This is a genomic window from Arthrobacter sunyaminii, assembly GCF_018866305.1.
GTDB classification, from domain to species: domain Bacteria; phylum Actinomycetota; class Actinomycetes; order Actinomycetales; family Micrococcaceae; genus Arthrobacter_B; species Arthrobacter_B sunyaminii.
In genome coordinates this window covers 3353015-3368282 of the sequence record NZ_CP076456.1, presented here as the reverse complement: position 1 = coordinate 3368282, position 15268 = coordinate 3353015, and the positions used below count along the sequence as shown (strand labels likewise).

General features: G+C 64.2%; 13 protein-coding genes and 1 pseudogene. 9 read left to right on the top strand and 5 right to left on the bottom strand.

The features are described 5' to 3' along the window. The first annotated feature begins 21 nt into the window (after nucleotides 1-21). Nucleotides 22-2109: a PhoX family protein gene (locus KG104_RS15230; RefSeq protein ID WP_207347800.1), complete on the top strand. Its 2088-nt coding sequence runs from the start codon at nucleotides 22-24 to the stop codon at nucleotides 2107-2109. A gap of 19 nt (nucleotides 2110-2128) precedes the next feature. On the opposite strand, the gene KG104_RS15225 is transcribed toward KG104_RS15230, so the two are convergent. After that, nucleotides 2129-2386: a metal-sensitive transcriptional regulator gene (locus tag KG104_RS15225; protein WP_104053005.1), complete on the bottom strand. Its 258-nt coding sequence runs from the start codon at nucleotides 2384-2386 to the stop codon at nucleotides 2129-2131. A 119-nt stretch (nucleotides 2387-2505) separates the two neighbouring features. On the opposite strand from KG104_RS15225, the gene KG104_RS15220 reads away from it, so the two are divergent. The 7 genes and pseudogenes from KG104_RS15220 to KG104_RS15190 all read left to right on the top strand — a co-directional run bounded on the left by KG104_RS15220 (nucleotide 2506) and on the right by KG104_RS15190 (nucleotide 8785). Then, nucleotides 2506-3150: a rhodanese-like domain-containing protein gene (locus tag KG104_RS15220; protein WP_104160341.1), complete on the top strand. Its 645-nt coding sequence runs from the start codon at nucleotides 2506-2508 to the stop codon at nucleotides 3148-3150. Next, nucleotides 3147-4051, top strand: a pseudogene (locus KG104_RS15215) (sulfite exporter TauE/SafE family protein); the annotation flags it as partial. The gene KG104_RS15220 and the pseudogene KG104_RS15215, both read left to right, overlap by 4 nt. A gap of 54 nt (nucleotides 4052-4105) precedes the next feature. Beyond that, nucleotides 4106-5488, top strand: coding sequence for a rhodanese-like domain-containing protein (locus KG104_RS15210; protein WP_207347802.1), 1383 nt, complete (start codon nucleotides 4106-4108; stop codon nucleotides 5486-5488). A 240-nt stretch (nucleotides 5489-5728) separates the two neighbouring features. Further along, the gene (locus tag KG104_RS15205) at nucleotides 5729-6199 is read left to right on the top strand and encodes a hypothetical protein (RefSeq protein ID WP_207347803.1); all 471 of its coding nucleotides are present in this window, start codon (nucleotides 5729-5731) and stop codon (nucleotides 6197-6199) included. Beyond that, nucleotides 6196-7200, top strand: a complete 1005-nt coding sequence (locus tag KG104_RS15200) for a hypothetical protein (protein WP_207347804.1) — start codon at nucleotides 6196-6198, stop codon at nucleotides 7198-7200. Before KG104_RS15205 ends, KG104_RS15200 begins: the two co-directional genes overlap by 4 nt. After that, complete coding sequence (locus KG104_RS15195) at nucleotides 7200-8351, top strand: alpha/beta hydrolase (RefSeq protein WP_207347805.1); 1152 nt, start codon at nucleotides 7200-7202, stop codon at nucleotides 8349-8351. The genes KG104_RS15200 and KG104_RS15195 overlap by 1 nt, the downstream gene beginning before the upstream one ends. Before the next feature lie 2 nt (nucleotides 8352-8353). Next, nucleotides 8354-8785: a hypothetical protein gene (locus KG104_RS15190; RefSeq protein ID WP_104101778.1), complete on the top strand. Its 432-nt coding sequence runs from the start codon at nucleotides 8354-8356 to the stop codon at nucleotides 8783-8785. Nucleotides 8786-8791: 6 nt separating this feature from the next. On the opposite strand, the gene KG104_RS15185 is transcribed toward KG104_RS15190, so the two are convergent. From KG104_RS15185 to KG104_RS15175, 3 genes are read right to left on the bottom strand one after another with little or no spacing between them, the layout of a single operon-like run. Then, a complete protein-coding gene (locus KG104_RS15185) occupies nucleotides 8792-9613 on the bottom strand; it encodes a CPBP family glutamic-type intramembrane protease (protein ID WP_207347806.1) in 822 nt (273 codons plus the stop codon). A 38-nt stretch (nucleotides 9614-9651) separates the two neighbouring features. Further along, the gene (gene fmdA, locus KG104_RS15180) at nucleotides 9652-10911 is read right to left on the bottom strand and encodes a formamidase (RefSeq protein WP_104052991.1); all 1260 of its coding nucleotides are present in this window, start codon (nucleotides 10909-10911) and stop codon (nucleotides 9652-9654) included. Between the two features lie 34 nt (nucleotides 10912-10945). Further along, complete coding sequence (locus KG104_RS15175) at nucleotides 10946-11236, bottom strand: FmdB family zinc ribbon protein (protein WP_104160357.1); 291 nt, start codon at nucleotides 11234-11236, stop codon at nucleotides 10946-10948. Nucleotides 11237-11488: 252 nt separating this feature from the next. On the opposite strand from KG104_RS15175, the gene KG104_RS15170 reads away from it, so the two are divergent. After that, a complete protein-coding gene (locus tag KG104_RS15170) occupies nucleotides 11489-13447 on the top strand; it encodes a BCCT family transporter (protein ID WP_207347807.1) in 1959 nt (652 codons plus the stop codon). Nucleotides 13448-13545: 98 nt separating this feature from the next. Here KG104_RS15170 and KG104_RS15165 read toward each other — a convergent pair whose 3' ends face one another. Continuing rightward, nucleotides 13546-14952: an amino acid permease gene (locus KG104_RS15165; RefSeq protein WP_207347808.1), complete on the bottom strand. Its 1407-nt coding sequence runs from the start codon at nucleotides 14950-14952 to the stop codon at nucleotides 13546-13548. Between the last annotated feature and the right edge of the window lie 316 nt (nucleotides 14953-15268).

Sequence of the window (15268 nt, the reverse complement as noted above, 5' to 3'; positions counted from 1 at the left end):
CCGAAGAGACGGCTATTGCCCATGCTCGGGCATACCCGCGGCAAGCGCAGTGCTGTCACCTGCGCGCTGAAGTGCGACAACGCCTGCAGCAAAGCAGTCTGCAACACTTCCGCCAACCACTATTTCCGGGACATCGTGTCGGCAGAGTTTTCACGGCGCACAGCCTTGGGGGTCGGAGCAGCCGGTGCTCTGGGAGCCGCCGTGCTGGCCCTCGGCGGTGCAGCTCCGGCGACGGCGGCACCGGCCGGGCCGGGCGGCGGACGAGGTCCGCGGAAATCCCTGGGTTTCGCCCCCATCGCACCCGTGGACGCGGCAGTGGACAGCTTTGACGTCCCGGCTGGATACGAGTGGGAACCGCTGCTGCGCTGGGGAGATCCACTGTTCGCCGATTCCCCCGAGTTCAATTTCCGTGACCAGAACGCGGCCGCGCAGGCCCGCCAGTTCGGCTACAACAACGACTATTTGGAGATCCTTCGCCAGCCCAACGGCAAGAAGGGACTGCTCGTCTGCAACCATGAGTATGTAAACCCGGAGATCATGTTCCCGGCTGCCCCGGCCTCCGCCGCCGAGGAAGCCGAGCGGCGCGCCATCTTCCGCAACGCCGTCGGCATGTCGGTGGTGGAACTGGAACGCAGTTCCCGGGGCACACCCTGGAATTATGTCCGCGGCGCCCGGCTCAACCGCCGCATCACCCTGGACACCGTCTTTGAACTCACGGGACCGGCAGCCGGAACGGAGCTGCTCAAAACGGCAGCCGATCCGGAGGGGCGGTTTGTGCTCGGGACGCTTGGCAACTGTGCCGGCGGCAGCACTCCGTGGGGAACGGTGCTCTCCGGCGAGGAGAACTTCAACGGCTTCTTCCGCGCCGACGGCACCAGCGCCGAGGACAAGCGGTATGGCTTGGACAGCGCCGCGACGGCCATGGGCTGGGAGCAGGAGGACCCGCGCTTCGATGCGCGCACCCCGGAAACCCGCAACGAGCCGAACCGGTTCGGTTACATCGTGGAGCTTGACCCCGAGGACCCGGAGTCGGTGCCGCGCAAGCACACCAGTCTGGGCCGGTTCAAACATGAGGGTGCCAACGTCATCATCGCCCGCAACGGCAAGGCCGTGGCGTATTCGGGGGACGATGAGCGCTTCGACTACCTCTATAAGTTTGTCTCGAAGAACAAGTACCGCAAGAACGACAAGCGGCACAACATGACGCTCCTGGCCGAGGGGGACCTGTACGTTGCCCGGTTTGCCGGCAACTCGCCCGCGGCTGAAATCGACGGTACCGGGGCTGTTCCCGCTGACGGCGGATTCGACGGACGGGGCACCTGGCTTCCGCTGGTGGTGCGCGGCAAATCGGCCATCCCGGGCATGAGCGTGGCGGAGGTGCTGGTCTACACCCGCCTCGCTGCGGACAAGGCCGGGGCGACCAAGATGGACCGCTGCGAGGACGTGGAGCCGAGCCTGGCCACGGGGCGGGTCTATGTGGCCTGCACCAACAACTCCAACCGCGGCGTCGGCGCCAGCGCAGCTGCCGATGAAGTGAATCCCCGGCGGGAAAACCGTGACGGGCACATTGTGGAAATCATCGAGGACCGCGACGACGCCACGGCCACCAGCTTCCGCTGGAATCTGCTGATGCTCTGCGGGGATCCGGCGCAGGGGGATGCCACCTACTTCAGCGGTTATCCGCGGGAGTTGGTCAGCCCCATTTCCTGCCCGGACAACCTGGCCTTTGATTCCGCCGGCAACCTGTGGATTTCCACCGACGGCGCTCCGTCCGGAATCGGCTATAACGACGGACTGTTCAAAGTGGCGCTTGCCGGACGCGACCGCGGCAAGGTGGAGCAGTTCCTTTCCGTGCCCCGTGACGGAGAGACCTGCGGACCGGTGATCCATGACGAGGAATCCATGGTGTTCGTTGCCGTGCAGCATCCGGGGGAGGACGGCAGCTACGGCGCGCACACGTCCTTCTTTCCGGACTACGTGCCCGATGGCGCCGTGCCGGCTGCCGGGGAAGTCCGGGCGCCCCGGCCGGCCGTGGTGCAGGTGTACCGCGAGGATGCCAACCCCGGACGGCCCGGGCACAAGGGACGCGGCAAAAAGGGCAGCCGTTGAGTCAGAGGGGAGGGCGGAGTTAGGCCAGGGACAGGAAGAGCTGTTCCAGTTCCTTCTTGTCCATGGCGTTGTCTTCCTGGGTCAGGCACTGCTGCAGCCCGGTGGCAATGATGAGGAAGCCGGCCCGGTCCAGCGCCTTGGAGACGGCGGCCAGCTGCGTGACAACGTCCTTGCAGTCGCGGCCTTCCTCCAGCATGCGGGTGACAGCGCTCAGCTGGCCCTGCGCACGCTTGAGCCGGTTGATGACCGGGGTGAGCTCTGTTGCATCAAGTTCCATGGAGTGTCTCCGAAGTTAGGTGAGGTCCCAGCTTATACCCCGGTGGGTGTTTTGACTACCCCCGGGGGTATAAGTAATACTCGGTGGGGTATTCATCTTCCCCGTCCTGAGAGGACCCCATGGCTTCCGCAACACCCTCATCTCCCGGCTCGCCTACCCCCGCATCGGCCGTCACTGCACTCGATGCGCAGACCCTGCAGGCCTGGCAGCGTGAGCGCCCGGACCTGATCGTGCTGGACGTCCGCTCCGCAGCTGAATTCGAGTCCCTGCACATTGCCGGTTCCGTCAATGTGCCCCTTCCGCTGCTCAAGGACCACGCTGATTCCGTGGCAACACGCCTCGGCGGCAGCGTCGTTCTGGTCTGCCAGTCGGGTGTCCGTGCCGAGCAGGCACGGCAGCGGCTCGGCGCAGCCGGTGTCGATGCCGCCACCGTCCTTACCGGAGGCGTACCGGGTTATGCGGCGGCCGGCGGCAACGTTGTCCGCGGCAAGGAACGCTGGGACCTGGAGCGCCAGGTGCGCCTGGCAGCCGGGTCCCTCGTGCTGGCCGGCCTGACCGGCGGCCGCTTCGCTTCGCCCAAGGTCCGGACCCTGGCCGGCGTCATTGGCGCCGGCCTGACCTTCTCCGCGGCAACCAACACCTGCGCCATGGGCAAGGCGCTTTCCGTCATGCCGTGGAACAAGGCCGCCGTTGAACCCACCCCTGAAGACGTCCTCGCCAGCCTGCCGCTGAGCGGAGCCGGGAACACCGCGGCCGCATCATGACCCCGGCACTGGTCCTCGTTCTGGCGCTGTCCATTCTCATCGGGCTCTCGCTCGGTGTCCTCGGCGGCGGCGGCTCCATCCTGACCGTTCCGATCCTGGTTTATGTGGCCGGTTTCGACGCCAAGGAAGCCATTGCGGCATCGCTGTTCGTCGTCGGTGTCACCTCCGCGGTCAGCGTGATCAGCCATGCCCGCAGCGGCCGGGTGATGTGGCGCACCGGCCTCATCTTCGGTGCCGCCGGCATGCTTGGCGCCTTTGCCGGCGGCTTGCTGGGCGGCTTCATCCCCGGCGAGATTCTGCTGGTTGCCTTCGCTTTGATGATGGTCGCCACCTCGGCCGCCATGATCCGCGGCCGTAAGAACAAACAGGCGGCAGGCACTGACAGTGACGGTGCTCCGCGCCGGATGCCGCTCGGAAAAATCCTGGTCGAGGGCCTCATTGTGGGCCTGGTCACCGGACTGGTGGGTGCCGGCGGCGGATTCCTTGTAGTTCCCGCCCTGGCTCTGCTCGGCGGACTGCCGATGTCCATTGCCGTGGGTACCTCCCTGGTGGTCATCAGCATGAAGTCCTTCGCCGGACTCGCCGGCTACCTCACCACGGTCCAGCTGGACTGGAGCCTGGTCCTGGCCGTCACGGCCGCTGCGATTGTCGGCAGCCTGATCGGCGCCAAGCTCACCGGCCGGATCCCCGAGACCGCGCTCCGCAAGGGCTTTGGCTGGTTTGTCCTGGTCATGGGCGCCTTCGTGCTCATACAGCAGGCACCGGCGGATCTCCAGCTGATTCTCGCCGGGGGCGTTGCGGCACTTGCACTGGCTGCGGCGGCCGTCTGCTGGCTGTTCATCCCTTCCTGCCCGCTGCGCAAAACCAACCGGCACCGGGGCGACGCGTCCCGGCACCTGCCGGCCTAGCTCCACAGACAACAAACCTTCCACTTCACAACAGAAGGAGCACCCCCATGCTTATCGAACGCATTTATGATGAAGACCTGGCCCAGGCCAGCTACCTGATCGGCTGCCAGGCCAAGGGCGAGGCGATCGTCGTTGACGCCCGCCGCGACATTGCCGGCTACCTGGACCTCGCCGCCGCGAACGGCATGAAAATCGTGGCCGTTACCGAAACCCACATCCACGCCGACTTCCTCTCCGGAACCCGGGAACTGGCTGCGGCCACCGGTGCCACCGTCTACGTTTCCGGTGAAGGCGGACCCGACTGGCAGTATGACTTCGACGGTGAACGCCTGCATGACCTGGATACCGTCAAGCTCGGCAACATCACCGTCCAGGCTCTGCACACCCCCGGCCATACCCCGGAGCACCTGTCCTTCCTGATCGCTGACGGCGCGTTCAGCGATTCACCCGGCTACCTGCTGTCCGGCGATTTCATCTTCTCCGGCGACCTCGGCCGTCCGGACCTGCTGGACGAAGCCGCCGGCGGCGTCGACACCCGTTTTGCAGGTGCCAAGCAGCTGTTCGCCAGCCTGCGGGACAAGTTCCTGACCCTGCCCGACTACGTCCAGGTGCACCCGGGCCACGGCGCCGGCAGCGCCTGCGGCAAGGCCCTGGGGGCCATCCCGTCCTCCACCGTCGGCTACGAACGCCGCTACGCCTGGTGGGGCCCGTACCTCGAGAACAACGACGAGCAGGGGTTCATCAACGAACTGCTCGACGGGCAGCCCGACGCGCACGCCTACTTCGGCCGCATGAAGCGCGAAAACCGGCAGGGCCCGGCAGTCATGGGCGAGCGGGCGCCGCTGCAGGAACTGTCCCCGGACGACGTCGTCCGTGATCTCGCCGCCGACCGTGCGATTTTCGTGGACACCCGCTCTAACGCCCGTGTCCATGAGGGCACTGTTGCCGGATCCCTCAACATTCCCGCCGGCAAGTCCGTTGCCAGCTTCGGTGCCTGGGTCGTGGATCCGGAAAAGGACCAGAACCCGCTGGTGCTGCTGGCCGAGGGTCAGGAGCAGGCGCAGGAAATGTGGGACCACCTGGTCCGCGTGGGCATCGACAACGTTGCCGGTTACGTCACCAGCATCGACGGTCTGCCGCCGTTCACTCCGCCGCTGATCCAGCCGTCCGAACTTCCGGATTTCGACGCCGCCATGGTGCTGGACGTCCGCAACCGCACCGAGCACTCGGCCGGGCACATTCCCGGTTCGTACCAGCTCAGCGGCGGGCGTGTGCTGTGGCACCTGGATGAGCTTCCGGAGAGCGGCACCATTGTGACCTACTGCCAGAGCGGAGTGCGGAACTCCGTGGCAGCCAGCGGCCTGCGCCGCGCCGGGTACGACGTCGTCGAACTGGACGGCAGCTACGCCGCCTGGGTGGCACAAAAGTAACCAGCGAAAGAGAAGCCTCGCCTGGATAAGTGCCTTTGTGAAGTGCGGGGTATGGCGGCGGCCCCGCAATGAAAAACCGGCCTGGGCCGAGCATGTCTGCGAAAGATCCGAAAGTCCCCCAACTTCCGAAAAAACGATCTTCACAATGCTCGGCACCGGGCCGGTGACCCAATAATACATGATTGGAACATGTTCCGAACTACACTTTAGCGTGAGGCCCCACTAAAAATGAGGAACCCCATGGATAAAGACGTTCGACAAACGGCAAAAGATGCGTTCGAGCGACTTCAGCTGCCTGTACGCGTCACACTGGAATCCCTTATCCGGCACGTCGAGACAATCCGCCGGCGTCCCATCGTCATTGTTCAAAGCGAAAAGCTCACGGGTAAGAAAATCTGCGGGCTGTGGATTCCACGGGAGGACGCGGACGTGGTCTATCACTCCGCGACGAAGGGGACTCTTCATCGCCAGCAGCTGATTCTCCACGAACTCTCGCACATGGTCCTCCGCCATGATGAAAGCGTTGAGGCCTCATGGCAGGGGGTCAAAGTCTTCCAGGAACTCTCGGGCGAGGTGGTGGCCAAAGCGTTGGCCCGCGGTGACTTCCGTTCTGATCTGGAAGCGGCGGCAGAACATCTCGCCGATCTTCTGGCCGCAGCCATCCGGGAATCCAGCCATGAAATCTACCGGTACGAGGCGTACTTCGAATGAGTAACCTGATTGTCGTGATTTTCATGTGGCTGCTCGTGCTGACACTGGCGCTCCGGGCGCGCACCCGCCCGGATAACACAATGCTGAAAGCCTCAATAGTCATCGCCGCGTCCTTAACCACGAATATCGACGGGCTCTATCTCTGGGCAGCAGAAAAAATGCCCTGGCCCAACGGGCTGGATCTGGCCGCCAACGTCCTGTTGATTTTTGGTGTCTATTATTTGTCGCGGGCCATCGCCCACGGTGCCAGAGCCGGTGACACGGTAAGCGGCAGGGAAACCCTCTGGCTGCGGCGCGCGGCAGTTATCACGGTTGTCATCATGGCGGTGAGCTTTGCCTTGATCGACGATCCTGTCCCGTCATTCTCCTTCATGCTGGATTACGGAAGCCAGCCGGCGGCAGCCCTTTACTCGGGGATTCAATACCTGTACATACTGGCGGTCATGGTGGGAACCCTGGCCACCTGCCTGAAGAACGTGCCGCATATGAGGCGCAAGCGCTTTCGCGTGGGGTTTCGGATTATTGCGCTGGGATGTGTTGCGGGCATTGTTCTCTGCATCTCCGTGCTTGTTATGGACATGGCAAACGTGACCGGCAACGAGGAACTGAGGCGTGCCGCCGGAACCGTGTATGACGTGTCCAATCCCCTGACGGTGGTGCTGCTGTCCGCTGGGTTGGCGGTGGCACCGATTGGCCGGATCCTCAGCGACCTCAGAGTCCGGCGGCAGATCCGCGTGCTGGAGCCGCGGCTCCGGGCAGTGTGGCTCTCCACGGTCGCTCAGACACCCGCCGTCAGCCTGGTGGGAACCACCGCCCAATCCGTCACCGAAGGGCACCGGAAGCGCGCGCGGAACACCGCCGATACCATTCACCGCCTGGTCATTGAAATCCACGACTGGATGGACCTCTCTGAGAACCGCGGGCAGCAGATGTCACCGGCGGACAGAAGCGTAGTGAACCAGGCAGAGGCGCTGTGCCTGAAACAGGGGAGGCCGCTCTGATGGCGTGGCCAACCGTGCGCACGGTGCTGGCTGTCGCGGCCGCCGCCTGTCTGCCGGCGCTGGCCGGATCCCTGATCCGCGCAAAGGTCACGGATGCGGGCCCGGGCAGGACGCTGGCGCCGGTCCGTGGACACGGGAGGATCGGGAACCGGCAGTACCTTGACTTTGAACCGAACGGATTTGCCGCCCATCCCGGGCGGCTCAGCATGCGTGCGCCCTCGGGCGGCGGGTTAGTGGTGCTGGGGCCGCCCGCCGTCGGAACCGCGGTACGGCGGACGGTGGAGAGCGGTGACCCCGGCCGAATAATCCGGGATGGCAAAGGCCGCCTCAGCGGTCACCTGGGCGATACCCCGGCGGATTTCGGATTCGCCGCCGAGGAGGCAACCATTGGCGGGCTTCCGGCATGGATCATCCCGCCGGCTCAAGGCAGCGGTGTGTGGGTCATCCACGTCCATGGGCTGGGCAGTTCACGAAGCCAGTGCCTGCGTGGCGTGGCAGCCTTCGCAGACCTCGGCTATACCTCGCTGCTGCCCACGTACCGCACATCCCTGGACCTCGGCCAAACGCCGGGCCGCAGCCATCTGGGGCTCACCGAATGGAAAGACATCGAGGCGGCCAGACGCTACGCGCTGGATCACGGAGCCCGGAGGATCCTGTTTGTGGGCTGGTCGCTGGGTGCTTCCATTGTGCTCCGCACCATCGGGCGGTGCCCGGCGCCGAGCACCGCAGGCGTGCTGCTGGTGTCTCCGGCGCTGGACTGGCCGGCGATCATTTCGGTGCGGCTGCGGCGTGCGGGCTGTCCCGGGTTCCTGGCCCGGTGGCTGCCGCATACCGTCAATCTCCTTCGCCCCCGGGGAGAACCCGTCATCAGGTGGCGCGAAATGCCTGCGACCTACATGCAGAAACATCCAAGTATCCCGACTATGATTTTTCACGGTACTGATGATCACTCCGTACCAGTACAGCTTTCCCGGGCATTCGTTTCCCGGCAAAGCCAGCCTGTGGGATTCGTGGAGTTCGACGGCGCCCACCACACGCTGGAGTGGAACTCTGCTCCACAACTGTGGAATGAATCCGTCCAGGCCTGGTGCCGGCGCCTGGACCTGGAGACACCTGTTGACTTGACCGACCCAGTTTCGGAGGCAAAATAACCGTGGCCGCTGAAAGCGCTGCCCAGCGCAACCTGAGGGAATCCCAAATTCTCGCCCGCAAAATCGACCTGCTGCTGGATGTCGTCCAGACATCCGAGGGCAAGCCATTTGAATTCCACGACATTCAGTCAGCCCTTGCCGAGAAGGGGATCAAGCTCTCACGCACCCGCTGGCACCACATGAAATCCGGGGATGCCACGGTCCGCCAGCCCGTAGAGGTGGTCACGGGCTTGGCCGAGTTTTTCCAGATCAATCCTTCTTACCTGCTGGAGGCCGACGGCGAAGTTCCAGAGCGTATCCAGAGTGAGTTGGAGCTGCTGGCGGCGATGCGCCGGGCTAAGGTTCGCGAATTTGCCACCCGCACTCTGTCCGAGGTGGACAGCGAAACACTGGACGCCATCGCGGCCCTGCTGGACGACTCGACCAAATACTGAGGCTGCTCACGCGGCCGCTATGATCCTGCACGGTGCATGAGAGCGTTCCCCTCCGTTACCGTATCGCGGCGCTGAAGCCACTTCCGGGTGAGGATGAACATGAACCCGCCCAAACATATATGCACCAGTACCAGCGCAATCGCGTCCGGGGCCGTGAACTCGACGTCGATTCCCGAGTCGAGCCAGCCCAGCCCGCCGGGCAGCACAAAGCACCAGGCCAAACAACCCCAGCTGAAGGACATAGGCCACCGGATCGGTGCCTGCCGGAGCCCAGCCGAGACCTACCGGCTCCACGTCCAGCAGCCGGGCCGACCCGAACTGGAAAATGCTGATGAGTGAGCTGCTGAAAATGAACAGCACGGTGACAATCCACGTCGCGATGAGCGGAGACCAGCGGCTTCGGAGGTTCGCCCAGGCATAACCCCGCAGCGCCAGTTCCTCCGGCAGCGCTTCGTACAGCAGCAGCACAAAGGCATTGATCACCAGGAAAGACATGAGCGTGCCGTAATCCACGCGCTCAATACTGATCCATCCCATCCACAGTGCGGGCAGCCAAGTCGCAGCGCCTGAGGCGACACCAACGGTGAGGCCAAAGATCACAGGTGTCAGCATGCGGCGGGACAACCCGAGATCAGCCGCCGATTTGCGGTCCACTTTGCTGCGCAGCAGGAGGATGACGGGTACCACCAGTGCGGTTACCAGAAGGGCCTGCAGCAGGGGGACCGCTGCCGCTGGTGCACTTGTGAGCCCTGCTGCAAAGCGGGCGGTGCTGATCGCCAAGCCGATTCCGGCGCACAGGACAATCCAGCCGAGAAGTGCACGCCCCATAGCTGCGAAGGCACCGTCAGCGCTTGGGCGGACCGCGCTCACCCAGCCGTACTTGCCCTTGGCGCTCCGATTCCCGGATCGATTTGGAACGGTCCCGAGGCCGAAGGACGGATATCAAAGTCGAAGATTGAGGTGGGTATGTAGACGGTGGAACAGGAGTTCGGAATGTCCACCACGCCCGAGAGCCGGCCCTCGATCGGGGCAGCGCCGAGCAGCAGGTAGGCCTGCTCGGGGCTGTAACCGAACTTGGTTAGGTAGTCGATCGCGTGCAGGCAGGCCCGCTGGTAGGACAGGTGCGAATCCAGGTAGCGCTGCTCGCCGTCGAGCGTGACCGAGGTGCCGGAGAAGGCGATCCACTCGCTGAACTGCGGTTCCACGGTGCCGGGCATGAAGATCGCGTTTTCGTGGACACCGTACGTGTCCATGCCGCCCTTGATCAGATCAACCCGCAGGTCGATAAAGCCGCCCATCTCAATGGCGCCGCAGAAGGTGATCTCGCCGTCGCCCTGGGAAAAGTGCAGGTCCCCGACGGAGAGGTTGGCGCCGTCCACGAACACCGGATAAAAGATGCGGCTGCCCTTGGAGAGGTTCTTAATGTCCTGGTTGCCACCGTTTTCCCGCGGGGGCGCGGTGCGGGCGGCTTCGGCGCCGACACGCCCCCACTGGTCCCGGGGCACCCCGCCGAGCACTGCATGTTCTGCCTCGGGCGGCAGCGCCAGCGGCGGTACCCGGTGCGGGTCGGTGGCAATCAGGTCACCTTCGCGCTTGTTCCATTTGGACAGCAGTGCGGCCGACGGGGCGGTTCCCATCAGCCCGGGATGGATCAGCCCGGTGAACGAGACTCCGGGTACGTGCCGGGAAGTGGCCGTCTGGCCGGTGAAATCCCAGATTGCCTTGTAAGCGTCAGGGAATTGTTCGGTGAGGAATCCTCCGCCATTCTCCCGTGCAAAAATGCCGGTGTATCCCCAGCCCTGACCGGCCAGCGGTCCGGTGTCCTCCTGCGGGATGGGTCCGACGTCGAGGATATCCACCACCAGCAGGTCACCGGGGCGGGCGCCCTCCACCGCAAACGGACCGCTGAGCTTATGTACGGTCAGCAGCGGAGCGTTGAGAATGTCCTCGGCGGAGTCATCATTGACGATGGCGCCGTCGAACCATTCCCGGCAGTCCACCCGGAAGGATTCCCCGGGCTTGAGCACCTCCACCGGCGGGATCTCCGGATGCCAGCGGTTGTGGCCCAGCTTTTCCTGGTCCTCAAATTTCTTCGATGAATCGAGTGGAAAGACGGCCTTTGGCATGATTGCTCCTTTTGCTGGCGGGGAACCTGGGGAATCAGTCGGGGCGGGGAAGCTTTCGGTGGAGCGGATTGGTGGTGATGTTCCCGCCGGCGTTGCGGGGTGCCGGCCCGGGAGAGCGGACGACGGCGGGCTCCGCTGCCGAGCGCTTGGTGCTTTCGATCAACCGGTACGCGCTGGAAGAAGCGCGGGAGAGGTTGGGTGCGGTGAAGCGCCGGGCGGAGGGGGTTCCGCAGGCAGGGCAGGGAAGGGAACCGGCCGCTTTGCCCATAGCAACGGAAATCTCAAAGTCTGAGCAGTCCGGGCAACGGTAGGCATAGAGCGGCATGTCATATCCCTTCGGGCATCTGCAGGAGCGGTCATGGAGGGACAAGCTGTGCTGCTCCGGCTTGCCCGTCAGCCTAGAAAGCAGCCGGTGGAGAGTCAACTATGTGGCAGGAGTGAACTGTGTGCGGTCCCTGCGGGTGCGAGTTTCGTCACAGAGGGAAGCGGCAGCCCTAGTAACGACGGAGTTTTGCACTCGGCCGGCAGTCTTCCGGAAATGGGAGCAGCCATCCCCAATGGAATAATTTCTCTCATCATGAATACAGACCCTTCACCGCCACAGCGCGTCCCAGGCAGTACTGACAGGTCAACTGCCGCCGGTCCGGCTACGGGAGCTGCCGCCGCCGGCGGACCCGTTGAACGGGTCAAGAAGGCCCTGCAACACGTTGCCTCACCGGCTTTCGGCATCCACCCCGGGCTGGTCCCGGGCATCAGCGTCGAGGACACAGGTGTCAGTTATCCGACCCGGCGCGGTGTGTTCATTTCTGCCATGGCCATCTCCCTCGCCGTTCTGGCGTGGGCGATTTTTGCGCCCGACAACCTCAGTTCCGTGGGCGCCGGCGTACAGGCCTGGGTGGTTGTGCATTTCGGCTGGCTGTTTAACGCCACCATGGTTGCCGCTGCGATCTTCATGCTGGTGGTTGGCTTCGGGCCGACCGGCAAGATCCGGCTTGGGGCCGACGACAGCACGCCGGAGTACTCCACGGCGTCCTGGATCTCCATGCTGTTCGCAGCTGGTCTGGGCATTGCATTGATCTTCTACGGGCCGATGGAACCGCTCAGCCATTTCCTCTCCCCGCCACCCTCGACCGATGCCGAGGCCGGCACCTACGCCGCTATCCTGCCGGCCATGGCGACCACCTTCCTGCACCAGGCCAGTCTCGCCTGGGTCATCTACGCTCTGGTGGGCGGCGCCCTAGCCTACGCCTCGTTCCGGCGCGGCCGGTTGCCGCTGATTTCGTCGCTGTTTGAACCGGTGTTCCCCGACGGCAACAACCGGATGCTGGGAAAGATCATCGACGTTTCCGCCGTGCTGGTGACACTGTTCGGCACCGCAACGTCGCTGGGCATCGGCGCGATCCAGATCCGCACCGGAGTCTCGATCATCACGGGCCAGGAGCTGGGTAACGGCTTCGTCGTCGTCGCCATCAGCCTCCTGACGGTTGTCTTCACCATCTCCGCTGTCGCCGGCATCAAGAAGGGCATTCGGCTGCTCTCCAACCTCAACATGACCCTGGTCATTCTGTTGACGCTCTTTGTCCTGCTGGCCGGGCCGACGTTCTTCCTGCTCGATCTGCTGCCGGCCTCGCTCATCGCGTTTGTCGGCAACCTGCCGGACATGCTGACCGTCTTCGCCGGCCAGGGCGCCGAGCAGGAGGAATTCCTGACCGGCTGGACTACCTTGTACTGGGCCTGGTGGATCTCCTGGTCGCCGTTCGTGGGAATGTTCATCGCCAAGATCTCCAAGGGCCGCACCCTGCGCCAGTTCGTCACCGTCGTCGTCTTCGTTCCCTTGACCATCTCTGTCTGCTGGTACACGGTCTTCGGCGGTACGGCCATCTGGATGAACCGGAACGGGGTGGACCTGGCCGTGAAGGGCACCGGAGAGAACGTCATGTTCGATCTGCTGGCCAACCTGCCGTTCAGCTCCGTGACGCCCATCGTGTGCATGCTCGCGATTCTGGTCTTCTTCGTCACCGCCGCCGATTCGGCCGCCAACGTCATGGGCTCGATGTCGCAGTCGGGCCGGCCCGTGCCCTCGAAATCGGTGACCATCATCTGGTCGGCCGCGCTCGGGCTGATCGCCATGTTCCTGCTGCTGGCCGGGGGCCGCAACGCCCTCTCGGGGCTCCAAGCCATCATGGTGACCTGCGCGCTGCCGTTCACCGTCATCCTCGTCGGCGTGATGATTTCCTGGGCCAAGGACCTGCGCAACGACCCGCTGATGATCCGGCGCCGGTATGCGGTGGAGGCCATCAGCGGCGGCGTGCGCCGCGGCATCGACGAGCACGGTGACGACTTCGTGTTCGGCACTGCCCATGTGCCGGAGTCCGAAGGCGCCGGTGCCGACTTCGAGAGCAACGACCCCGCCCTCACCGACTGGTACACGGACAACGTGCAGGAACCGGCCCCGGCTGATCCTGAAGCTTCCGGGGATCCTGAGGGTGCGACGGCAGAGGGGCCGGATAAGGCAAAGACCGGCGGCACAAACTAGCGGGGGACAGCCGGACTCTTCCGGGGCGGCCGCGACTTGCGGGGCACGGCGCCGGAGGCGGCCGGCGGCGCCTTAGGGGACATCCTCCTTTGTTCCGCTTAGCTGTCGGCCGCGGCACTTCGCCGGGTGCGGGAGGTATGTGCCAGTTTGCATGCGAGGGCGATGCAGGCCACGAGCGCAACGGTGGAAAGCAGCTGTGTCCGTGCAGCCGGATCCAGGCAGGCCAGCACAAGGATGGCTGCCAGAAGGACCATGCCGGCCACCGTCAGGTACGGAAAGCCGCGCATCCGCAGTTTGAGGGCCTGGCCGGCACGGTCGGCCCTGCGGCGAAGCACAAACTGGGACAGCAGAACCGAAGCCCAGACCAGGAGCACGGTGGATCCGACGACGTTCAAGAGGGCGGGGAGCACCCGGTCCGGGAAGAAGAGCTCCAGCACAGTGGAGACAACCCCCACGGCCACCGAGATGAGCACGGCAAGAACAGGTGCTTTCGCCTTGTTGAGCCGCAGCAACGCCCTGGGCGCATCACGGCGTTCGGCCAGCGAATAGACCATCCGTGAGGCGCCGTACAGGTTGGCGTTCAGTGCCGACAGCAGGGCAACGGCCGCCACGAGGATGATGGCGGTTTCTGCCCCCGGGATCTTGGCCGTTGCCAGGACAGCGGCAAACGGTGAATCGAGGGCTTCGGAATCCCAGGGGATAACAGTGACGATGACGGCCAGTGAACCGATGTAGAACACCAGGATGCGCCAGACAACGGTCTTGATGGCCTTGCCCACGCTGCGGGCGGGGTCGGCGGTCTCGGCTGCGGCAACGCTCACGATCTCGGTCCCGCCGAACGCGAAGATCACCACCAGCAGTGCCGAGGCAATGCCTGCCATGCCGGTCGGGGCGAAACCGTCGTTCCCGAAGAGGTTGCTCAGCCCGGGGGAGGTGGTGTCGGGCAGCCAGCCGAAGATGAGGGCGGCGCCGATCGCCAGGAAGAGAATAATGGCGGCAACCTTTAGGATCGCAAACCAGAATTCGAATTCACCGTAGTTCTTCACACCGGTGACGTTAATGAGCGAGAAAACCGCAATGAAGAACAAGGCCATGAGCCAGACGGGCAGGTCCGGGAAAACGGACGCCAGGAGACCGGCGGCGCCGATGGCTTCGGCGGCAATCACCACAACAAGCTGGAACCACCAGAGCCAGCCGACAGCGGATCCGGCCGTCTTGCCAAAGGCTTTCTCGGTATAGACAGAAAATGCACCCGAGCTCGGATTGGCCGCAGCGAGTTCGCCCAGGGCCTGCATCACGATGATGACCAGGGCGCCGGCCACGAGATAGGAAATCAGTACGGCGGGTCCGGCCGCCTGGACACCCACCCCCGATCCAAGGAATAGCCCGGCGCCAATTGCGCTGCCGAGCCCCATCATGGTCAGCTGGCGGGAATTCATTGACCGTCCCAGACCGGACCGGTTCTCGGGTGGTGCGGAGCTGGTTGTCAGATCAGCAGTGGTCATGCAGGTGCCTCACAAGCGTCAGGTGCGGAGGTGCTCCGCATCGAAAAAGAAATCGGGGGCGGGCCGGCGGCACACTCGTCAATGAGTGGGGTCCAAACGCGGCAGCCTCGGAGTGACGCTAATCACAAAAGCGGTCATGAGCAAATTCGCGGAGAAAGGTTGTGCAATTTGTACAGCAGATACACGGCGAACTCCGGCCAAAGGTGGCACTCTGTGAAGTGTTTGCTGTGCAGCTTGTTTTGCGTGACCAGTATTACTTAGCCTCATTGGGCGGCGCGCCGGCGCTGCAGCTTATCTTTCGCTCCGGCCCATCAGG